This is a genomic window from Pedobacter sp. MR2016-24 (genome assembly GCF_026239655.1).
Lineage (GTDB): Bacteria > Bacteroidota > Bacteroidia > Sphingobacteriales > Sphingobacteriaceae > Pedobacter.
Window position 1 is genome coordinate 229,705 of the sequence record NZ_JAPIVO010000003.1, and the last position, 20,995, is coordinate 250,699.

Below are 20,995 nucleotides of genomic sequence, written 5' to 3' on the forward strand. Positions count from 1 at the left end.
ATATAATACGGAGGGAAAATAAGCAAAATTTTTGAGAGAGATAACTATTTAATCATCACACCCGGTTTATTAACCAGCGGGATGCGGATTAAGTTTTCATCCACAATGCTTTCCGGCAGAAAAATGAACTTTTTGTCATAGATAACATCATCGATATAATAGCTTAACCAGTACTCATTTGTTAAGCCAAATACCTCGGTATCGATCGCTTCTACACCTTTAAAGGACTTTGCTTCCAGATCTCCGAGGAAATGCCTCAGCACAGAGGTCTTGACCATTCTGCCATCCTTCTCTCCATAACCTTTGGAACTGATCAACACATTATTGATGGGCTCATCTTTTAAATTTACAAGATAAACTGTCCAGCTTTTTACCTCCGGACTTTCCCCCATCAATACAACAGCCATAGCTAAATCTTCTACTATATTTTCAGGCAGATCTTTTTTCATTGGTAAATAACTAAATTTATGAATTAAGGAGCTTAGATAAGCTCCTTAATTTAAACCAAGGTTCTTTTTACTTTTTCTTAGCTACAGGCTTTTTAGCTGCAGCTTTCTTTTTCGGAGCTGCTTTAGTTCCGTCAGCTTTAGCCGCTGCTTTCTTCCTTGGCGCTTTAGGCTCGAAAGCATTTGGCAATTGTTCTACAATCAGTTTTTTAACTTCTTCCAGTGGAAGGACAGCAAGCTCCTCTGGTGTATATTTATCATTCGTAGCCGGGTTTTTACGCAGCTTCAGCATTTCTTTGCCAAAACGGATGAATGGTCCCCATCTGCCATTTTCTATAGCTATTTTCTCCACAGCCCAGGTTTGTATAAACCTGTTGGCTTCTTTTTCTACTTTTTTATCAATCAATTCTTTGATATCACTATCAGAAAGATTATCGAAGTCATATGCCTTAGGCACATTGATAAATAAGTCATTCCATTTGATGAAAGGGCCAAAACGACCAGTTCCTTTTGTCACCGGCAGATTTTCATAATGCGCAACAGGTGCATCAGCAACGATTTTTTCTGATATAATTTCTATCGCACGATTTTGGCCGACCGACAAAGGATCTTCATTTTTAGGGATAGAGATATAGGTTTCACCCCATTTTACATAAGGACCAAAGCGACCTACACCAACTGAAACTTCTTTATCCTGGTAATTTTCCAGCTGGAAAGGCAATCTGAATTGCTCTAACGCTTCTTCGAGGCTGACGGTACCAACGGACTGATTTTTTGCCAGACTTGCATAACGAGGTTTTTCTTCATCGTCATTCTGGCCAATCTGTACAAGCGGGCCGAACTTACCTACTTTAGCATAAACGTTTTTGCCACTGACCGGATCAATTCCCAGTAAACGCTCACCATTGGCGCGTTCAGCCGTTTCTGTGGTTACCTCAACTTCTTTATGGAAAGGCGTATAAAAAGCATGCAGCATTTTAGTCCAGTTTTGCAGACCTTGTGCAATTTCGTCAAATTCCTTTTCTACGTTTGCAGTGAAGTTAAAATCTACGATACCTTTAAAATGCTCCACAAGGAAGTCATTTACCACTTCACCAATATCTGTAGGGAATAATTTAGATTTCTCTGCCCCGGTAATCTCCGTTTTTATTTCCTTTGTTACTTTGCCGCCTTCCAGCACAATCGCTCCGAAAGAACGCTGTCTGCCATCTCTATCTTCTTTAACCACGTAACCGCGGTTTTGAATAGTGGAGATAGTTGGTGCATAAGTAGACGGTCTGCCGATACCTAATTCTTCCAGTTTTTTTACCAGACTGGCCTCTGTATATCTTGCAGGCGGACGAGAGAAACGCTCCGTTGCGTGCATTGCGGTTAAAGATAAATCCTGACCATTTGCAAGGGGAGGGAGAATATTTTCATTGTCACCATCCTCATGGTCATCATCATCACTTGATTCCAGGTAAACCTTTAGGAAACCATCAAATTTCATGACTTCGCCTTCAGCAACCAGGTGTTCTTTTCGCGTGCTTGGCGCAATATGTGCAGTAGTTTTTTCGAACAAAGCTTCACTCATCTGGGAGGCGATTGCTCTTTTCCAGATCAGTTCATATAAACGCTGCTCAGAACTGTCTCCGGTAACCGTATGCTGATCGAAATAAGTAGGACGGATGGCCTCGTGAGCTTCCTGTGCGCCAGCAGATTTTGTTTTATACGTACGCGGAAAATGATATTTATCCCCGTAAGCAGATTTAATTTCATTTGCAGCGGCCGTTAAAGCAGTCTCAGATAAATTGACTGAATCGGTACGCATATAAGTGATTTTACCACTCTCATAAAGACGCTGGGCAACCTGCATGGTTCTTGAAACCGGGAAGCCCAGTTTTCTCGAAGCTTCCTGTTGCAATGTAGAGGTCGTAAAAGGTGCTGCCGGGTTACGTTTTGCCGGCTTTGTTTCCAGACTGGTCACTTTAAATGAAGCAGCAACACAATCCTGCAGGAATTTCTCCGCATCAGCTTCGTTTTCGAAACGTTGCGGCAATTCTGCCTTTACCTGTTCTTTGCCTTTGCTGGTACTGAACTTTGCCGTTATCTTATAAGCAGCCGCAGCGTTGAACTTATTTACCTCTCGCTCTCTGTCTACAATCAGACGAACAGCTACAGATTGTACACGTCCGGCGGAAAGTGAGGGCTTGATCTTTTTCCATAATACCGGAGAAAGTTCGAAACCTACCAATCGGTCAAGCACACGCCTGGCTTGCTGAGCATTCACTAAATTATAATCTATAGTTCTCGGAGAATCTATAGCTTTAAGGATAGCAGGTTTAGTAATCTCATGAAAAACAATACGCTTTGTTTTCTCTTCTTTTAGTCCCAATGTTTCATAAAGATGCCATGAAATAGCTTCTCCTTCACGGTCCTCATCGGATGCGAGCCATACCATTTCGGCTTCTTTCGCAAGTTTCTTTAGTTCTGCTACCAATTGCTTTTTATCAGCAGGCACCTCGTAAGTTTGAGCGAAATTATTGGAGATATCAATCCCCATGTCGCCCTTAATCAAGTCACGGATATGCCCGTAGCTGGATTTGACAAGAAAATCTTTGCCCAAATATCCTTCTATTGTCTTCGCTTTCGCAGGTGATTCAACTATTAATAAATTTTTAGCCATTCAGAACGTTTTTCTGCAAATAAAACTATAAATAAGCCTAAAATCAAAATTCTATCAAGATTTAATATGAAAAGATTAAACCTGTGTAGTAATTTTAACCATAATTAACGACGTCAGAGGCCTATTTTTCCACCTAAATTCAGGCTTTATTATTTAAGTTTACGGTAGGATTATAAAGTCCTGAAAATTTTGTCCATATATTCGTCATAACAAAAATCAGAAATCATGAATACATTATTAATTCTATTCAGTTTATTATTTACCCCGCCTCAAAGCATTTACGATTTCACTATCAAAACTATTGACGGTAAAGAAGTTAAGCTGTCGAAATTTAAAGGTAAAAAAATCTTAATTGTAAATACTGCTTCGAAATGCGGTTATACACCACAGTATGAAGATTTGGAGAAATTGCATCAGCAATATGGGAAAGATGTCGTATTGATAGGCTTCCCGGCGGGCAATTTTGGTGGCCAGGAATTAGCTACCAATTCAGAGATTCAGGATTTTTGTAAAAAGAATTTTGGCGTTACGTTTTTATTGAGTGAAAAAGTAAGTGTTAAAGGAAATGACATTAATCCGATTTTCAAATATCTTACATCCGCAACCAATCCTGATTTTACTGGTGATATCAACTGGAACTTCGAGAAATTCCTGATCAATGAAAAAGGTCAGCTTGTTCACCGTTTCCGTTCCAAAGTAACACCAATGAGTACTGAACTGACAAAAAACTTGTAACAATATTGTATAAATAGCCATTAAACCGGCTTTTATGATGAATCAGAGAAATCTTTAACAGAGATTTCTCTTTTTTTTAGCCCCGTTTTTATTGTTTTAAACTAGATTTGTGGCCTAATTATAAGATATGCGGATAGCTATACAGTTCAGGATAATCGTACTTTCAGCAGTGTCAGTATTTTTATTTTCCTGTTCATCAAATTATAAGCTGATAAATGCAAGACGGGTTTTGTATCCCATCAGCCCAAGTCTAGCTGCAGATAGTACAATCATCAAAACATATCTTCCTTACAAGCTGAAGATGGATGCTCAGATGAATGCCGTAATAGGTTACTCCGCTATTGCCCTTACCAAAACTTCCGTTGGGGGTGAATCGCTTTTAGGCAACTTCTTTTCCGATGCGACATTACATGAAGCACGGAAAACTTATCCTGATATTGATTTTGCGATGCCCAGTACTAATGGGGGCTTGCGTAATGATCTTCCTTTAGGTGCGATCACCCTGGCCAATGTATTTGAATTGATGCCTTTCGAAAATGAACTGATCGTCTTTGAGCTAAACGGCTCCTCAGTTCAGTCGCTGATGAATATGATTGCAAAAAGTAAGGGCCAGCCGGTTTCAGGTATCACCATAAAAATTACAGATAGAAAACCTGTAGAGGTATTCATCAATGGAAAACCATTTGATCCGTCTAAAAGTTACCGGGTACTCACATCAGACTATATCGCCGGTGGGGGTGATGATGTCAACAGTTTTAAAAACCCCGTTAAATCTACTATTGTTGGTTTAAAGGTTAGGGATGCACTGATTCAATATATTAAAGAACAGCAGGCATCAGGTAAAAAGATCAACTCAATATTAGACAGGAGGGTTACAAATGATTAATCGCAGAAAATTTATTAAAGCCGGGGTTATCACGGCAACAGCAGCGGCGCTGAGTATTGATTCCCTGGATGCACTTGCCAGCGGATCCGTCAAAAAACTAACCATTCTCCACACCAATGATGTGCATAGCCGGATAGAACCTTTTCCGATGGATGGTTCCAGAAACCAGGGGCTTGGCGGCGTGGCCCGCAGATCTGCACTGATAAAAAAAATAAGGTCTGAGGAAGCTAATGTTTTGCTTCTTGATGCAGGCGATATTTTTCAGGGCACGCCCTATTTTAACCTCTATGGCGGAGAACTGGAAATTAAGCTGATGAGCGACATGCGCTATGATGCTGCCACAATGGGCAACCATGACTTTGATAATGGACTGGAGGGCTTCTATAAGCAGCTGCCGCATGCAAACTTCCCTATCCTGGTCAGTAACTATGATTTTTCGGATACAATTATGCATCAATCGACTCAGCCCTATAAAATTTTTACCAAACAGGGCTTAAAAATAGGGGTATTCGGGATAGGTATAGAACTGAAAGGATTGGTTGGCGATAAAAACTACGGGGCGACAGTCTACCTTGATCCGGTTCAAAAAGCAAATGAGGTAGCAGCTTTATTAAAAAATGAGTTGAAATGTGATCTGGTGATCTGCCTGTCACACCTGGGTTATAAATATAGTGACAATAGAATGTCTGACCAGATACTGGCGGCGGAGAATGAGCACATTGATCTGATTATCGGGGGACATACACATACATTCCTGCAGCAGCCCCAGGATGTCAAAAATAAAGCGGGGCGGATAACCACCATTAACCAGGTTGGTTTTGCAGGAATAAATTTAGGAAGGCTGGATTATTATTTTGAACAGTACAGAGGAAAGAAGTTAATCACTTCTTCACCCTATACCATTTCTAATGATGCTGATATTTAATTAGCAGAGAAAACCACCCCCTAAAAGGTCATTTCCCTCATAAAACACGGCGGATTGCCCCGGGGCAATAGCGGATACGTTGTGATCAAATACCACACGCATTCTGTCTTTTTCCTGCACAATAGTACTTAACATACCCGCATCTTTGTAACGGATTTTAGTGATTACATTATCCATCGGTTCTAATATGTTTTCATATTTAACCAGGTTTACGTTACGCACCATCGCTTCGCGTCTTTCCAGTTCGTCTGCACGGCCTAAAACAACGGTATTACTTTCCGGCATAATCTGCGTAACAAACATAGGTTCGCCAAATGCTACTCCTAATCCTTTACGCTGACCTATGGTATAAAAAGGATAACCTTTATGCTGACCAATCACCATACCATCTTTAGTGATAAAGTTACCACCAGCTACTCTGTCTTCCAGGTCACCCACTTTATGTTTTAGAAAAGCACGGTAGTCATTATCCGGCACAAAGCAAATCTCATAGCTCTCACTTTTTTTAGCCAGCTCTTCCTGTCCCATATCTAAAGCCATCTGTCTGATATCTGCTTTAGCAAATGAGCCTAAAGGAAACTGCGTACGTGCTAAATTTTCCTGAGAAACCCCCCATAATACATAGGATTGATCTTTGTTTTCGTCCAGTCCTTTAGAAATTACGTGCCGGCCATTCTCATGTTGTCTTACATTCGCATAGTGACCGGTAGCAATAAATTCACAATCCAGTTTATTGGCGCGTTTTAATAAAGCCTCCCATTTGATATGCGTATTACACAGTACACATGGATTTGGTGTGCGGCCGGCGAGATATTCATCAACAAAATTATCAATTACAAAATCACCAAACTCATCCCTGATATCTAATATATAATGCGGAAAACCGTAGTTCACCGCTAAGGTCCGGGCATCATTGATACTGTCAAGGCTGCAGCATCCAGTTTCCTTACTACTGCTGCCGGATGTAGAGTAGTCCCAGGTCTTCATGGTCAAACCAATAACTTCATATCCCTGTTCATGTAACATCACTGCTGCAACTGAACTATCTACACCGCCACTCATGGCTACCAAAATTCTACCTCTTTTACTCATCTTGTTTTAATATGATGCAAAAATAGCTGATTTTTACAATTATTCGTATTTTCCGCAGTCAGTCTCTTGTAAAAAGGTTCTTAAGAATTTTCAATTAATCGATATAGCAAAGCCATTAATGGGGTTTTTAACAATTATGTTATATATTAGGCGTTTAAAAAAACAACACAAACCTTTCAACGAATGAAACAAAACCTATTTTACAGTTTACTTTTTCTCCCTTTCCTGGCAAATGCACAGCAGGATCTGGTAAAATATGTGAAACCTATTATCGGAACCCAAAAGATGGGCCATACTTATCCTGGTGCTACCGTACCTTTTGGTGCCGTTCAACTAAGTCCGGAGACAGATACGATATCGTATGAACTGAACGGAAAGTACAATGGGGATGTGTATAAATATTGTGCCGGTTATAAATATGAAGATAAAACAATTGTAGGATTCAGTCACACTCACTTCAGTGGTACCGGACATTCAGATCTTGGGGATTTTCTGATTATGCCGACTCAGGGAAAACTTCAAATGAACCCCGGTACGGCAAGTGACCCAAAGAGCGGATTTCGCTCTGCGTTTTCTCATCAGAATGAGGTGGCTGAAGCGGGTTATTATAAGGTTAAACTGGATGATGATCATATTCTTGCAGAATTGACTGCAACGAAAAGAGTAGGTATGCATCAATATACTTTTCCAAAATCAGATCAGTCTCACATCATTCTGGATCTGATGTCCGGCATCTACAATTATCAGGAAAAAAATGTGTGGACTTACGTTCGGGTAGTGAATGATAGTTTAATCACAGGCTACCGGCAGACCAATGGATGGGCGAGAACACGTACGGTATACTTTGCGATGTCTTTCTCGAAGCCATTCAAACAATACGGGCAAAAGAATTATGATACCAAACAGCCTTACCGCGGTTTCTGGGGAAAATTCGATCAAACGAAAAACTTCCCGGAGATAGCCGGAAAACAGATCCGTATGTATTTTGATTTTAGTACTACGGAACAGGAAAAGGTAAAAATTAAATTTGCCATCTCCCCGGTAAGCCAGGAAAATGCTGTAGAAAATATGCGTACTGAACTACCGGGATGGGACTTTAACCAGGTAAAAAAACAGGCACAGGACGATTGGAATAAGGAGCTGAACAAAATCAATATCAATACTTCGGAAGACAACAAGGTAAACTTCTATACTTCCATGTATCATGCGTTTATCAATCCGACGACTTACCAGGATGTGAACGGTGAATATAAAGGACTTGACCAGGGCGTACATAAAGCAGATGGCTTCACCAACTATACTACGTTTTCTTTGTGGGATACCTACAGGGCCCTGCATCCTTTTTTCAATATACTGCAGCCTTCCCGTAGTAATGACATGGTGAAATCTATGATTACCCACTATGACCAGAGTGCTTACAAAATGCTGCCGGTATGGTCGCACTATGCGAATGATAACTGGTGTATGAGTGGCTATCACAGTGTTTCTGTAGTGACTGATGCAATTATAAAAGGTGTTTACAAAGGCGATCCGGAAGCGGCTTTACAGGCCTGTATTGTAACCTCTAACCACAGAGATTATGAAGGTACAGGTGATTATATTGATAAAGGTTTTATACCGGCAGAAAAAAGCGGCACCTCAATTTCAAATACTCTAGAATATGCTTATGATGACTGGTGCATTGCTCAGCTTGCTAAAAAACTAAATAAACAAGCTATCTACCAGGAATATATGAAGCGCTCAGGCAACTGGGAAAACAACTTTGATCAAAGTACCGGTTTTATGCGCGCAAAAATGGCTGATGGTACTTTTCAAAAGAAATTTGATGTGATGAGTACTCATGGTCAGGGCTTTATTGAGGGAAATTCCTGGAACTACAGTTTCTTTGTCCCACAAAATCCCGCATTACTGATTGAGCGCATGGGCGGTAAGGACAGATTTGCTAAACGTTTGGATACGCTGTTTACCATGCATTTACCTGATGAATTTTTCGCTGATACCGAAGATATTACCAGGGAAGGAATAATTGGCGGTTATGTGCACGGTAATGAACCAGCGCATCATGTTGCTTATCTGTACAACTGGACCAATCAACCCTGGAAAACACAGGCCCGTGTACGCATGATTTTGAAGATGCAGTATAAAAATGCACCTGATGGTCTTGGTGGAAACGATGACTGTGGACAAATGAGTGCGTGGTACATGTTTTCATCTATGGGTTTCTATCCTGTGGCTCCTGGATCGGATGAATATTCTTTGGGTAGTCCAGCTCTTAAATCGGCCACTATTCAATTAGAAAACGGGAAAACATTTGCTATTGATGCTATCAATCAGAGCGAGAAAAATGTTTATGTTCAAAAAGTTTTGTTGAATGGAAAAGTGATTAGCAATCATACGATTAAACATAGTGACATTACCAATGGTGGTAAGCTGACATTTTATATGTCTGGCAAACCGGCTGCTAAGTAAAGGGGGGAGTTTCTTTAATTATAAAAAGCCTATGCGCTTCGCGTGCTGGAACATATGCCTGAAGAGGCAAAATTCTCAGGCGCCCGAAGCGCATAGGCTTTTTTATGCTGTTCATCACCTGAAGAGTATCCGAAAGAGAGAAAGAAAAAACAACACACCTTGAAATATATTGGTTTTTATTCCGTTTAGAGTGCGGTTCAAAGGTCTGGGGGAGGAAGGAAATAGTTTGTTACTGGAGAAAGGCATTCCAGGGCTCATTCAAAGCCTGTGCAGCCCTGAAGCAGCAAAATTTATTTCTTTTTAATTGCAGTTCCTCAATTTATTTCTAGCTTTAATGATGATAATATCCAGAATTACGTTAATTATCCCTCTATTTCTATCTTTTTCATTGCATAGTACAGCTCAGGAAACTGACACTGTTAAGGTTTTTAAATCTGATCCGCGACACCAAAAACTTGTGGCCTTTATCCCAGGGGCTGTAGCGGTTACTTACGGTTTTGTAGCGTTGAACAGCAATTGGTTTAGAAAACTGGATTATCATATTTATGAAAAATTGAATGAAAGGCATCCCGGATATCACACTGCAGCAGATGATTATATGCGCTATGTACCAGCGGCGGCAGTGTATGGACTAGATCTCTTAGGTATTAAAGGGAGGAATAACTTTCGGGACAAAACAGCGCTGTTACTAATATCAGCAACATTAACCAGTGGTTCTTTACAAATATTGAAAGCGAGCAGCAACAGGATGAGGCCGAGCCGCTTAAATGATTATTCCTTTCCATCCGGACATACGGCAATGGCATTTGCAGGTGCAGAGTTTTTGCATCAGGAATATGGTGAAAGTTCCATATGGTACAGTGTGGGTGGCTACGGTGTTGCCACCGCAACAGGTATTTTAAGAATGTATAAAAATGCACACTGGTTTAGCGATGTGGTTGCCGGCGCCGGACTTGGTATATTGTCTACTAAATTTGCTTATTTTATTTATCCTTCCATACAAAAAATAGTGACCGGGAAAAAGACGTCAAATTTCACGATGTTGCCTGTTTATCAGAATCAGGCAATGGGAATAGCTATATCAGGAAAGTTTTAAATATGTTTGCGCAATATTCATAATTATGATTGAGGCTACATTATACGACTACGAGATGATCAACCGCAACGCGGTTTTAGTAAAAGCGAAAAAGCCATTTTACGATTGGATTAACTATGTAGACCCAGAGTTTCCCGTAATGGACGATGATGAGGGTACCGTTTACCTGATCAAAGAATTGAAAACAAAAGTTAAGATTGAGAACTGGCTGAAGAAAAACTTTGATCAGATTTTTACAAATGAACTGGCGAACTATCATACAGCTATGTCAGACTGGCCCCAACAGCGTACTTACAGGATCTTTAAAGAATGGTTTAGCATAGAGCTGACTTCGATGGTTGTCGATCTGCTGGATTCTCCGATTATTAAAGAAGAATAAATACCTTTAAATTCTTATTATTGGGAAATGAATCAAAATCCCAATTCAAACCCTGAACAAGAAAGACTGGACCAGCAGTATGAGGCTAAAAAAAATTGGCTGAAATGGGGTCCATATCTGACCGACCGGCAATGGGGTACTGTGAGGGAAGACTATAGTGCTAACGGGGACGCGTGGAATCATATTAGCCATGATCTGGCCCGAAGTAAGGCTTACAGGTGGGGTGAAGAAGGAATTGGTGGTTTTAGTGATGATCAGCAATTCCTTTGTATAGGCCTGGCATTATGGAATGGCAAAGATAGTATTCTTAAAGAACGTCTTTTTGGTCTCACGAATAATGAAGGCAATCACGGTGAAGATGTAAAGGAATTGTACTACCACCTGGATAGTAGTCCTACACATAGCTATATGAAAATGCTCTACAAGTATCCGCTAAATGGATTTCCTTACGAAGCGTTAATTACCGAGAATAAAAAAAGAGACAAAACTCAGGGCGAGTACGAGCTGATTGATACGGGGATATTTGATAATGATGAATACGCTGATGTCTTTATAGAATACGCAAAGCAGGACGAAGATGATTTCCTGATAAAATATACGGTATTTAACAGAAGTAAGACAGATGCGGAGATTGATGTAATTCCTAATATCTGGTACCGTAACACATGGTCACACGATGCGCTTGGAACGAAACCCGAAATATTAAATCAGGGCCACAATAAACTCATTTTAAGATCTGATCAGATAGGTGATTATCACGCTTATACTGCAGATAATCCAATCCTTTTATTTACGAACAACGAGACAAATAATCAACGAATTTACGGGGCAGAAAATACTTCTCATTTTTTAAAAGATGGTATTCACGAAAGGATTGTACATGGTATTGAATCAGCAGTAAATACCGAGCAAAGCGGAACTAAGGTAGGCCTCTGGCATAAACTGTCTGTCCCTGCGGGCGGGTCAAAAGAAGTCCGGATTCGTATTTCTAAAAACAAGCAAGCGGACCCCTTTTATGATTTCGATGAAGTATTCAAGCTAAGAATCTCAGAAACAGACGAATTTTATGAGCTGAAACAAACACTGATTGCAGATGCTGATGAAAAAATGATGCAAAGACAGGCTTGGGCCGGCATGTTATGGAACAAACAATATTATAATTATGACGTCAACCGCTGGTTAAACGGTGATGGGGGCTCTGCCGTACCTGCGCTGAGTCGTAAAAACGGCAGGAACAACCACTGGAAACATTTCGTGGCTGGTGACATCATATCTATGCCTGATAAATGGGAATTCCCATGGTTTGCTACCTGGGATCTTGCATTTCACTGTATCAGCTTCGCTGTGCTGGATCCTGACTTTGCAAAAAAGCAACTAATGCTACTTGTTAGTGCCAATTTCATACATCCCAGTGGTCAGCTGCCGGCTTACGAATGGGATTTCGGCGATGTTAATCCTCCCGTTCATGCTATGGCGGTATGGCACGTTTATCAATCGGATAAAAAAGATAAGGGTGAGGGGGATTTGTATTTCCTGGTGGAAATGTTCAATAAACTTTTACTGAATTTCACCTGGTGGGTAAATCAAAAAGATAGTGAGGGCAATAATATATTCGAGGGTGGATTTCTGGGGTTGGATAACATCGGTATTTTTAACCGGAGCGAGCCTATACCCGGAGGAGGTTTTCTTGAACAGGCAGATGGTACAAGCTGGATGGCCATGTATGCTTTAAATATGATGCAGATCAGCATAGAGCTTGCCCTGCATGACCATGTGTTTGAAAGTATGGCTATCAAGTTTTCGGAGCATTTTTTATTTATCGCTGGTTCGATATCTGATATGGGAGAAAATGCCAATGGCCTTTGGGACGATGAAGATGGTTTTTACTACGACATGCTGCGTAATGCAGATGGCACGGCGGATCGTTTGCGCTTGCGGAGTATGGTGGGACTTATTCCCATGTTCGCCGTTATCGTATTTGATGAATTCAAATGGAAAAAATTACCTGAATTGAAAAAGAGACTCGACTGGTTTATGTCTCAGCGCCCGGACTTAGTTCAGCTGGTTAGTCACTGGAAAGCGACAAATGGCAACAATATCCACCTCTTATCATTATTGCGGGGACACAGGATGAAACTTCTGCTGCGCCGTATGTTAGATCCTAATGAATTTCTTTCAGAGTATGGTATCCGCTCATTATCCAAAATATATAAGGACAGTCCCTATCAATACAAATTAGACGGGGCCGATTATGTGGTGAATTATCTACCAGGAGAAAGTGATTCTGACATGTTTGGCGGAAATAGCAACTGGAGGGGACCAATATGGCTGCCGATGAATTATCTGATTATTGAATCGCTGAAAAACTTTCAGGAATATTATACTGACGACTTCAAAGTAGAATATCCAACAGGTTCGGGAGAGTACTTCTCACTCGCAGAAATTGCCGGACTGCTGAGCAAAAGACTGAAGTCTATATTTTTGCGAAACGGTGATGGGGAACGACCCGTTTTTGGTGGCCATACCAAGTTCAACCATGATCCGGAGTTTAAGGATTATATTCTCTTTCATGAATACTTTAACGGCGATTCGGGAAAAGGATTGGGAGCAAGCCACCAGACAGGCTGGACAGGTCTGATTGCACTTCTTTAAATAAATAATACATTATTGAATTTCATTTATTATGCCCTTTAAGTATAAAAAGATAGTTGTAAAGATTGGTTCAAATGTCCTTACCCGGTCGGACGGACTGCCGGATGAGCACAGGATTGCCAACCTGGTTGAACAGATTGTAAACCTTAAAAAGCAAGGGATCAGTGTAATTGTAATATCTTCTGGTGCAGTAGCATCTGGCAGGAGTATGTTCAGCATATCAGAGAAACATGATGCTGTGGCAGCGAGACAGCTACTCGCTTCTATAGGTCAGATTAAGCTGATCAACAACTATATGTCCTTATTCCAAAAATACGATTTGTTATGCTCCCAGGTATTGGTAACCAAAGAGGACTTTAGAGATAGAAAACATTATTTAAATATAAAAGGCTGTTTAAACATCCTGCTTAAAAACAATGTGATTCCTATAGTTAATGAGAATGATGTGGTTTCTGTCACCGAGCTGATGTTTACAGATAATGATGAACTTGCCGCATTAATTGCATCAATGCTTGATGCCGATGCGCTGATTATTCTGTCTAACGTAGACGGTATCTATAATGGCGATCCAAAATCTGCCACTTCAGCATTGATTCCGGAAGTTAAAAAAAATATGGAAGAGATAGACAGTTTCATCAGCACGGCAAAATCAGGATTAGGCAGAGGCGGGATGGTAACTAAGCTGGGTATGGCGAGGAAAGTGGCAAAATTGGGTATACCTGTACATATTACCAATGGAATGCGTGATGATATCGTGTACGACCTATTGTTCGGGAATGCATTAAACACTTATTTTGTGCCTGAAAAGGTTACTTCAGGCAAGAAAAAATGGATAGCTCACTCAGAGCAATCTGCCACCGGGAGTGTTCAGCTAAATGCAGGTGCTAAAATGGCCTTGATTTCAGGAGCCGCACACAGCTTACTGCCAGTAGGAATAACTGCTGTAATTTCGGCATTTGAGAAAGGTGATATTATCAGATTACTAGATGAGCAGAATAAACTGATAGGTCTGGGGATTGCAGATTATAATTCCGAAAAAGCAAAAGAGAGAATAGGGCAGAAGGGACATAAAGCTTTGGTCCATTATAATTATTTTTATGCAGTAGATTAAACCAGCAGCAATGAGATACAAGCAATACTTTGAAAATGCAAAAAAGGGGAGTGCAATTCTAAATCAGATCAGCAAAAACACTATTGATGAAATCCTGAAGGATATCGCGGATAACCTGTTGTTAAAAGCTGACTATATCCTTAAGGCTAATCAGGAGGATCTGGAGAAAATGCCCGCAACGGATCCAAAATATGATCGTCTGAAATTAAATGACGCGAGGTTGGAAGCCATGGCAAGAGAAGTGCTTAATGTGGTGGATTTAGAAAGTCCGTTAGCAGAAATTATTTCCAGCAGTAAGCTCCCGAATGGGCTTGACATTTCAAAAATCAGGGTTCCTCTTGGCGTGGTGGGCGTAATCTATGAAGCCCGGCCGAATGTTACTCTTGATGTATTTGCACTATGTTTTAAAACAGGAAACGTTGCCATTTTAAAAGGAGGAAGTGATGCTGAGGCTTCTAATAAAGCCATTATGAGCGTCATTCATGATGTTCTGCATCAGCATGGAATAGATGTGTCTGTAGTCGTCCTGCTTCCGGCAGAAAGGGAGTCTACCGCAGCATTACTTCAAGCTGTTGGCTACGTTGATGTGTTGATCCCTCGCGGGAGTCAGTCGCTCATCAACTATGTCCGTGAACACAGCAAAGTACCTGTCATCGAAACCGGGGCAGGTATCGTCCACACCTATTTCGATGAATCAGGTGATCCTGTAAAAGGCAGGGATATTATTTTTAATGCTAAAACCAGAAGAGTGAGTGTGTGTAATGCTTTAGACTGTCTGCTCATACATCAGGACAGGCTAAACGATTTATGGAACATAGTTGAACCTTTAGTTCAGCAGAAGGTTCAGCTCTTTGCGGATCATAGCAGCTATACTATTTTAAAAGATAAATATCCGCCGAATCTACTTCAGCCTGCTGAGGAAGAACATTATGGTACAGAATTTCTGGATTATAAAATGGCTGTTAAAACAGTTGAAAATTTGCAGGAGGCATTAACACATATACAGCTGCACAGTTCAAAACATAGTGAAGCCATCATTGCGGAAGATGAAGAAAAAATTCTTTCTTTTCTCAATGCTGTAGATGCCGCTGCAGTCTATGCCAATGCATCAACAGCTTTTACGGACGGCGGACAATTTGGGCTGGGAGCGGAGATTGGCATCAGTACACAGAAATTGCATGCCCGGGGACCTATGGGACTATCTGAATTAACAAGTTACAAATGGGTGATCAGAGGTACCGGACAGATCAGGTGATAAAATAAACAGGAGATGCATCCCCTGTTTATTTTATGAATTATTTTACCCTGGAGCTTTATTTTGGTGGCTTCATTGCTTTTCCGAATTCATAGATATTTCGCTCAATCTTCCTGTGCGTTGAAATTACATCAGTACTGATGACCAGTTCGACCATCTTATCGTTAACACTGAAAGAATAAGTTGTCATGTCGTCATTATTTACAATTTCGGTATCTAAGCGCCTGTAGTCTTCCGCATTAAACTTTGCCGGATCGATATGATGAAGTCTGTCTACCGCTTTGATTAGTTTTCTTTTGTCCAGCCGGATAGTATAACTCAGGATCAGTCCTGACGTCACTAAATATCTTCTGTGTTTTGCGACTGTAGTTTCAGATCTTTTTATTTTATCAGCAATCTCCTTGTTTGTCAGTGATGCATCTATAATTAAAAGATTTAAGATCTGAATATCAATTGCCCTTATTTTTACTGCCATTATATGCTATATGTGTTTAATCCCGTCTATAAAAAAGCACACGTACCTTTATGTGTCCGCTCAATGAATTATCTCTATGGTGTAACATGTAATTCAAAAATACAAATTAAATATCTATTAGATTTAATTAAAGTTGAAATAAATAAACATCCTTAAAAAAAACTTATTTCATTCATAATTTGTCTGTTTTTGACTTTTTTAGTAAGAATTACATCCTTCTTTGTTTTTAAAAAATTTAATACCCACTATTGCGCCATTGTTAATAAAGTATCTGTATTAAATTAACAGCATGAGGGAGTTAAAATTAGAATCATCAATTACCAGCAGAGATGCTGCGTCTCTGCACAAATACCTGGTTGATATCGGAAAGATTGTCCTGCTGACAACTGAAGAAGAAGTTATGCTTACCAGAAAGATCAGATCAGGAGATAACGATGCGCTGGAAAGACTGATCAAAACGAATCTCCGGTTTGTTGTTTCTGTAGCGAAGAAATACCAGCATCGAGGTATGAGTATGGGTGATCTGATTAATGAAGGAAACCTGGGACTCATTAAGGCGGCTAAGAAATTTGACGAAACGAAAGGATTTAAGTTTATATCCTTTGCCGTGTGGTGGATCAGGCAATCCATATTGCTTGCCCTCGCTGAGCAGACCAGAACGATCCGTCTCCCCCTGAACATTGTTTCCAGCATCACTAAAATTAATAATGCTATGGGAGCGCTGGAGCAACAATATGAACGTTTGCCAACAAATGAAGAACTGGCACTGGAGGTAAAACTGAAAGAGGAGCGAGTCGCAGAATATCAGCAAAGAGCCAAACTGTCTTTTTCTCTTGATGCAGTTATGGGTAAAGAATCTCATCACACATTGCACGATGTCATTTCAGACAGTGGGGCTGCAGCCGATCATTTATTATTACCAGCTTCGAGACTGGAGGATATCAATCAGATTTTAAAAAAAATCCCTAAACGGGAAGCTAATATTATCAGACTCTGTTTTGGAATCGGAATCAAGGAACCCTTGTCTCTGCAGGAGCTGTCAGTAATCTATGGTTTGAGTAAAGAGAGAATCCGGCAGATTAAAGATAGTGGATTAAATAAACTCAGGTCCATAAACAGAATAAACACTATCCATAAAGCAACCAATAAATAACAAATAATGTATAACGATTCAATTAGGTATTGCAGTGATCTGCAACAGATTAATGGCGTAGTAGTCATTTTGAAAGACGGGGAGGATTTGTCTATAGACCTCCTGAATTCCAACTTTCTGGCATTAGAATATCTCAGGTTAAAAAAACGCACAGATAAAGCACTGACACAATCGGTTCAGGCAGCCGATCAGTATATTAAAGATCATGTGATTTGTGTGAACAATATGCTCATCGCTATTTATGAGTTATCAATCCTCGTTAACGGAAAGACGACCGGGATGAGTAAGCAGGAAAAAATTAAAAAGGATAATTACGAGGCGCTACGGGTCTGGATAAATCAGTTAAGATTATTTTACGACAAGAAAGGAAAATAGACGCTACAATTGATTATTAGGAATCCACAAATTTAAATCGCGTAGTATTAATCTATATACTGATAAATACTACGCGTTAATAATTATACGAATGCAGGGACTGCACTATTGGGATCATTTCCCTGAATTTGATTTTTACGCACCTGATAAACTTCGGTGGGATGCCTGATATAACCATCTCTGATGCCTTTAATAGAGTCGTACAGCAAATATCCGCCCAGACATGCCTCCTGAAAGCCAATTACAGGATGTTTATATATGTTCTTAATTCCTTTCTGAAAAATATATGCACCGGCTATAATAGACAGCAGGCTTTTGCCGATATTTAAATTGTCCGGATCAAGGTTATCAAGCAGCTTTTTTCCGGCAATAATGGTTAAATTATGTGTGATCTTACTTAACATGTGCTTTTCTATTTGATTTTCTATTTCAACACATTTCAGCGTTTCTTTGTTTGCCGGAATACTGATAAATTCATAACCCGCTAGTAATCATTAATGAAAAGAAACACCTGCATTTTCTTTATCGATCTCAATCTTATTTTTTATATTTTTTCTGCCTGTATACAGTATAAGCAATGCAAAAATTGAAGTTGATGCCATAATCGCTACCATAGGAACAGATGAGCGTGTATCGAACATACTCACTAAAACTGACGCCAGGGCACCAAGTCCCATTTGTACTGCACCCATTAATGCAGATGCACTGCCGGCATTTTTACTAAAAGGAGCAAGAGATAACGCAGAGGCATTCGGACTTGCAAAACCGAGACAACTCAGGAAAATAAATAATAAGGCAATAGTTTCAGGAAGACCAAACCAGCCATTTATACTGCCTGTAAGAAATACAATGCCAGTAATGGACTGACAAATTAAAGAAGCGAAAATTAACTGTTCACTGCTGAACCTGCGTAACATTAAAGTGTTGACCTGACTTGCACCTATTAATCCGATCGACAGAAAAGCAAATATCCATCCGTAAGTTTCTTCTTTTACAGCGAAGATATCCATGAACAGGAGTGGGGATCCTGCGACATAAGCAAATAGTCCGGAGAAAGCGATGGCACCAGTAAAAGCATAAGTATAAAACTGTGGCTCTTTAAGCACAGATATGAAATTTATAAGAATAGGTTTTGGTTTCAGAGACAGGGTTTTATCAGGCTGATAACTTTCCGGTAAACCAAATATGCTGGCAAACAAATTCACCGCACCAAGCAGCATTAAAATGATGAAGACGGAATGCCATCCAAATGCTGTAGTAACGTATCCGCCGACAGTTGGAGCAATCATTGGTGAAACACCAACAACCAACATGAGCAGGGCAAATACTTTAGCATTATCCTTGACAGGAAAAAGATCGCGAACCATTGCAATTGATGCTACTGCGGCTGCACAGCTACCAACCGCTTGTACGCACCTGAGCATAATCAGCCATTCAATACTATTTGCAAATGCGCAGCCAAGTGATGCTAAAATGTAAACCGATAAACCAATGTATAATGGCTTTTTTCTACCGAAACGGTCCAATAGCGGACCGTATAATAACTGCCCTATAGATATACCGATAAAAAATCCCGATAAAGAAAGTGATACTTTAGCTACGGTCGTATGTAAGTCTTTAGCAATAGCAGGGAAACCAGGCAGGTACATATCTATAGAAAATGGGCCAAGTGCTGTCAGTGAGCCAAGTAAAAGTATAAGAAAGAAATATTTAGTTTTCGTCATGTTTAAAATCGAATATTAATCGGGCCTGAAATGATATTAAATAGCAGTGATTTTGTCTAAAACCATTTTAATTGCCTTATCCACAACCATATTTGGCTCTTTACTAAATTGAAAGTTTACTCTGCTTGCCAGTATTGCATTTACAGAAAGTGCTTTATGACCAAGAATTTTAGCTAAGGCATAGATCCCGGCGGTTTCCATTTCCAGGTTGGTGATACGGTTATCCTGATGCTGAAAAGTATTCAGCCTTTGAATAAATGCCGGCACAGCATTTTTTGCGCGAACTTGTCGACCCTGCGGCGCATAAAAGCCCGGAGCAGTCGCGGTAATTCCCTTTTCCATTTCATTACCAATCGTATTCAGCAATCCTTCATCTGCGGCTGTGAGATAAGGATGGACTGCCTGCAAGTCAGAAAAGTGATTTTTAACTGCTTCCAGTATTTCCCTATCCGTTTCCGGATTATCCTGTACATAATAATGCATTAAAGCATCGAGACCTAAACCATAAGTTGAAGCCAATATTGTTCCCATAGGCAGGTCGGGCTGCACAGCGCCGGAAGTTCCTATCCTGATAATAGCTAAGGAGCACAGTTCTTTTTTTACGGTACGGGAATCAAAATCTATATTTACGAGCGCATCCAGCTCGTTCAGCACGATATCAATATTATCTGTACCAATGCCTGTAGAAATAACTGTGATACGCTTATTTCCGATATAACCTGTCTGCGTCAGGAATTCCCGCTTACCTTTTTTTAGTTCTATGCTATCGAAATGTTTCGTTATTTCCGAAATTCTGTCGGGATCACCAACGGTAATAATGGTATTTGCCACATCTTCCGGTAATAGATTGAGGTGATATATGCTGCCGTCTGGGTTGATCACCAAATCAGCTTCTGATAATTTTTGCATGGTAAATAATTAATATGATAAAACAATACTGCGTTATACAGTATAAAGGTATTTTAATTTAAGACCTTCCTGCTTTTCGATACGCAGGAGGACTTTGTTTAACTGCGATTTACGAACCTCAAATTTGATCACACAGTTGTTATCAAACTGTTGCTCGACGATATTCAAATCCTCTTCTTTAACTAAGCGCATCACGTCATTCATCATCAGATATTCAAAACTGACTTCATAAATGTCATTTACACTTCGCGATACAATCCTGGCTTGTTTGATGGCCTCGGCCGTGGCAGTTTTATATGCGTTAATCAATCCCGGGACTCCAAGTAGCGTACCACCAAAATGGCGTACAACAATAACCAGAACATTCGTCAGATCGGCTGATAATAGGGTATTCAGAATTGGTCTGCCAGCAGTTCCCGATGGTTCACCATCATCATTTACTCTAAAGACATTTCTGTCGGGACTAAGCCGGTACGCATAACAGAAATGATTTGCTTTCGTATGTTCTGCACGCAGTTTAACCAGATGTGCTTTTACTTCATTCTCATCTGAAAGCGGATAGGCAAAGGCCATAAACTTGCTTCCTTTATCTCTGAAAAGTCCCTCTGCAGGTGCTTCAATAGTTTTATAAGTATCGTCGAATAACAT

At 40.2% G+C, this 20,995-nt stretch carries 19 protein-coding genes; 11 read left to right on the forward strand and 8 right to left on the reverse strand.

Annotated features, from left to right (window positions below; translation table 11 throughout):
* Window positions 1-44: 44 nt before the first annotated feature.
* Together OQX62_RS08670 and topA are read right to left on the reverse strand one after the other, a co-directional pair.
* Window positions 45-449: a hypothetical protein gene (locus tag OQX62_RS08670; protein ID WP_265831080.1), complete on the reverse strand. Its 405-nt coding sequence runs from the start codon at window positions 447-449 to the stop codon at window positions 45-47.
* A gap of 67 nt (window positions 450-516) precedes the next feature.
* Window positions 517-3,111 carry a type I DNA topoisomerase gene (gene topA, locus OQX62_RS08675; protein WP_265831081.1) on the reverse strand — a complete coding sequence of 865 codons (2,595 nt, stop codon included), beginning with the start codon at window positions 3,109-3,111 and terminating at the stop codon, window positions 517-519.
* A gap of 225 nt (window positions 3,112-3,336) precedes the next feature.
* Here topA and OQX62_RS08680 point away from each other — a divergent pair, with 225 nt between their 5' ends.
* The 3 genes from OQX62_RS08680 to OQX62_RS08690 all read left to right on the forward strand — a co-directional run bounded on the left by OQX62_RS08680 (window position 3,337) and on the right by OQX62_RS08690 (window position 5,657).
* Window positions 3,337-3,846 (forward strand): glutathione peroxidase, encoded by a 510-nt coding sequence (locus tag OQX62_RS08680; protein WP_265831082.1) that lies wholly within the window; start codon window positions 3,337-3,339, stop codon window positions 3,844-3,846.
* Window positions 3,847-4,147: 301 nt separating this feature from the next.
* Window positions 4,148-4,732 carry a 5'-nucleotidase C-terminal domain-containing protein gene (locus tag OQX62_RS08685; RefSeq protein ID WP_265831083.1) on the forward strand — a complete coding sequence of 195 codons (585 nt, stop codon included), beginning with the start codon at window positions 4,148-4,150 and terminating at the stop codon, window positions 4,730-4,732.
* A complete protein-coding gene (locus OQX62_RS08690) occupies window positions 4,725-5,657 on the forward strand; it encodes a bifunctional metallophosphatase/5'-nucleotidase (RefSeq protein WP_265831084.1) in 933 nt (310 codons plus the stop codon). The genes OQX62_RS08685 and OQX62_RS08690 overlap by 8 nt, the downstream gene beginning before the upstream one ends.
* Here OQX62_RS08690 and mnmA read toward each other — a convergent pair whose 3' ends face one another.
* On the reverse strand, window positions 5,658-6,749 hold the full coding sequence (gene mnmA / locus OQX62_RS08695) for a tRNA 2-thiouridine(34) synthase MnmA (RefSeq protein WP_265831085.1): 1,092 nt from the start codon (window positions 6,747-6,749) through the stop codon (window positions 5,658-5,660).
* A 183-nt stretch (window positions 6,750-6,932) separates the two neighbouring features.
* Here mnmA and OQX62_RS08700 point away from each other — a divergent pair, with 183 nt between their 5' ends.
* The 6 genes from OQX62_RS08700 (at window position 6,933) to OQX62_RS08725 (ending at window position 15,711) form a co-directional block, all read left to right on the forward strand.
* On the forward strand, window positions 6,933-9,218 hold the full coding sequence (locus OQX62_RS08700) for a GH92 family glycosyl hydrolase (RefSeq protein ID WP_265831086.1): 2,286 nt from the start codon (window positions 6,933-6,935) through the stop codon (window positions 9,216-9,218).
* A 334-nt stretch (window positions 9,219-9,552) separates the two neighbouring features.
* Complete coding sequence (locus OQX62_RS08705) at window positions 9,553-10,314, forward strand: phosphatase PAP2 family protein (RefSeq protein ID WP_265831087.1); 762 nt, start codon at window positions 9,553-9,555, stop codon at window positions 10,312-10,314.
* A gap of 25 nt (window positions 10,315-10,339) precedes the next feature.
* The gene (locus OQX62_RS08710; RefSeq protein WP_265831088.1) at window positions 10,340-10,693 is read left to right on the forward strand and encodes a hypothetical protein; all 354 of its coding nucleotides are present in this window, start codon (window positions 10,340-10,342) and stop codon (window positions 10,691-10,693) included.
* Between the two features lie 27 nt (window positions 10,694-10,720).
* Window positions 10,721-13,345, forward strand: a complete 2,625-nt coding sequence (locus tag OQX62_RS08715; protein WP_265831089.1) for an MGH1-like glycoside hydrolase domain-containing protein — start codon at window positions 10,721-10,723, stop codon at window positions 13,343-13,345.
* A 31-nt stretch (window positions 13,346-13,376) separates the two neighbouring features.
* Window positions 13,377-14,456, forward strand: a complete 1,080-nt coding sequence (gene proB, locus OQX62_RS08720; protein WP_265831090.1) for a glutamate 5-kinase — start codon at window positions 13,377-13,379, stop codon at window positions 14,454-14,456.
* 10 nt (window positions 14,457-14,466) lie between these two features.
* The gene (locus OQX62_RS08725; protein WP_265831091.1) at window positions 14,467-15,711 is read left to right on the forward strand and encodes a glutamate-5-semialdehyde dehydrogenase; all 1,245 of its coding nucleotides are present in this window, start codon (window positions 14,467-14,469) and stop codon (window positions 15,709-15,711) included.
* A 58-nt stretch (window positions 15,712-15,769) separates the two neighbouring features.
* On the opposite strand, the gene OQX62_RS08730 is transcribed toward OQX62_RS08725, so the two are convergent.
* On the reverse strand, window positions 15,770-16,186 hold the full coding sequence (locus OQX62_RS08730; RefSeq protein WP_265831092.1) for an Lrp/AsnC family transcriptional regulator: 417 nt from the start codon (window positions 16,184-16,186) through the stop codon (window positions 15,770-15,772).
* Between the two features lie 289 nt (window positions 16,187-16,475).
* On the opposite strand from OQX62_RS08730, the gene OQX62_RS08735 reads away from it, so the two are divergent.
* Window positions 16,476-17,339 carry a sigma-70 family RNA polymerase sigma factor gene (locus OQX62_RS08735; RefSeq protein WP_265831093.1) on the forward strand — a complete coding sequence of 288 codons (864 nt, stop codon included), beginning with the start codon at window positions 16,476-16,478 and terminating at the stop codon, window positions 17,337-17,339.
* A 6-nt stretch (window positions 17,340-17,345) separates the two neighbouring features.
* On the forward strand, window positions 17,346-17,714 hold the full coding sequence (locus tag OQX62_RS08740; RefSeq protein ID WP_265831094.1) for a hypothetical protein: 369 nt from the start codon (window positions 17,346-17,348) through the stop codon (window positions 17,712-17,714).
* 83 nt (window positions 17,715-17,797) lie between these two features.
* On the opposite strand, the gene OQX62_RS08745 is transcribed toward OQX62_RS08740, so the two are convergent.
* From OQX62_RS08745 to OQX62_RS08760, 4 genes are all read right to left on the reverse strand, one after another.
* Window positions 17,798-18,118, reverse strand: a complete 321-nt coding sequence (locus tag OQX62_RS08745) for a hypothetical protein (protein WP_265831095.1) — start codon at window positions 18,116-18,118, stop codon at window positions 17,798-17,800.
* 90 nt (window positions 18,119-18,208) lie between these two features.
* Window positions 18,209-19,438, reverse strand: a complete 1,230-nt coding sequence (locus tag OQX62_RS08750) for a multidrug effflux MFS transporter (protein WP_265831096.1) — start codon at window positions 19,436-19,438, stop codon at window positions 18,209-18,211.
* 36 nt (window positions 19,439-19,474) lie between these two features.
* Window positions 19,475-20,347 (reverse strand): nucleoside phosphorylase, encoded by an 873-nt coding sequence (locus tag OQX62_RS08755; protein ID WP_265831097.1) that lies wholly within the window; start codon window positions 20,345-20,347, stop codon window positions 19,475-19,477.
* A 33-nt stretch (window positions 20,348-20,380) separates the two neighbouring features.
* Entirely contained in the window at window positions 20,381-20,995 is a 615-nt protein-coding gene (locus tag OQX62_RS08760) for an IMPACT family protein (RefSeq protein WP_265831098.1), read from the reverse strand.

Coding starts and splice junctions, on each gene's coding strand:
- OQX62_RS08670 (WP_265831080.1), bottom strand. CDS start 449: ATGAAAAAAGATCTGCCTGAAAATATAGTAGAAGATTTAGCTATGGCT.
- topA (WP_265831081.1), bottom strand. CDS start 3,111: ATGGCTAAAAATTTATTAATAGTTGAATCACCTGCGAAAGCGAAGACA.
- OQX62_RS08680 (WP_265831082.1), top strand. CDS start 3,337: ATGAATACATTATTAATTCTATTCAGTTTATTATTTACCCCGCCTCAA.
- OQX62_RS08685 (WP_265831083.1), top strand. CDS start 4,148: ATGGATGCTCAGATGAATGCCGTAATAGGTTACTCCGCTATTGCCCTT.
- OQX62_RS08690 (WP_265831084.1), top strand. CDS start 4,725: ATGATTAATCGCAGAAAATTTATTAAAGCCGGGGTTATCACGGCAACA.
- mnmA (WP_265831085.1), bottom strand. CDS start 6,749: ATGAGTAAAAGAGGTAGAATTTTGGTAGCCATGAGTGGCGGTGTAGAT.
- OQX62_RS08700 (WP_265831086.1), top strand. CDS start 6,933: ATGAAACAAAACCTATTTTACAGTTTACTTTTTCTCCCTTTCCTGGCA.
- OQX62_RS08705 (WP_265831087.1), top strand. CDS start 9,553: ATGATGATAATATCCAGAATTACGTTAATTATCCCTCTATTTCTATCT.
- OQX62_RS08710 (WP_265831088.1), top strand. CDS start 10,340: ATGATTGAGGCTACATTATACGACTACGAGATGATCAACCGCAACGCG.
- OQX62_RS08715 (WP_265831089.1), top strand. CDS start 10,721: ATGAATCAAAATCCCAATTCAAACCCTGAACAAGAAAGACTGGACCAG.
- proB (WP_265831090.1), top strand. CDS start 13,377: ATGCCCTTTAAGTATAAAAAGATAGTTGTAAAGATTGGTTCAAATGTC.
- OQX62_RS08725 (WP_265831091.1), top strand. CDS start 14,467: ATGAGATACAAGCAATACTTTGAAAATGCAAAAAAGGGGAGTGCAATT.
- OQX62_RS08730 (WP_265831092.1), bottom strand. CDS start 16,186: ATGGCAGTAAAAATAAGGGCAATTGATATTCAGATCTTAAATCTTTTA.
- OQX62_RS08735 (WP_265831093.1), top strand. CDS start 16,476: ATGAGGGAGTTAAAATTAGAATCATCAATTACCAGCAGAGATGCTGCG.
- OQX62_RS08740 (WP_265831094.1), top strand. CDS start 17,346: ATGTATAACGATTCAATTAGGTATTGCAGTGATCTGCAACAGATTAAT.
- OQX62_RS08745 (WP_265831095.1), bottom strand. CDS start 18,118: ATGTTAAGTAAGATCACACATAATTTAACCATTATTGCCGGAAAAAAG.
- OQX62_RS08750 (WP_265831096.1), bottom strand. CDS start 19,438: ATGACGAAAACTAAATATTTCTTTCTTATACTTTTACTTGGCTCACTG.
- OQX62_RS08755 (WP_265831097.1), bottom strand. CDS start 20,347: ATGCAAAAATTATCAGAAGCTGATTTGGTGATCAACCCAGACGGCAGC.
- OQX62_RS08760 (WP_265831098.1), bottom strand. CDS start 20,995: ATGTTATTCGACGATACTTATAAAACTATTGAAGCACCTGCAGAGGGA.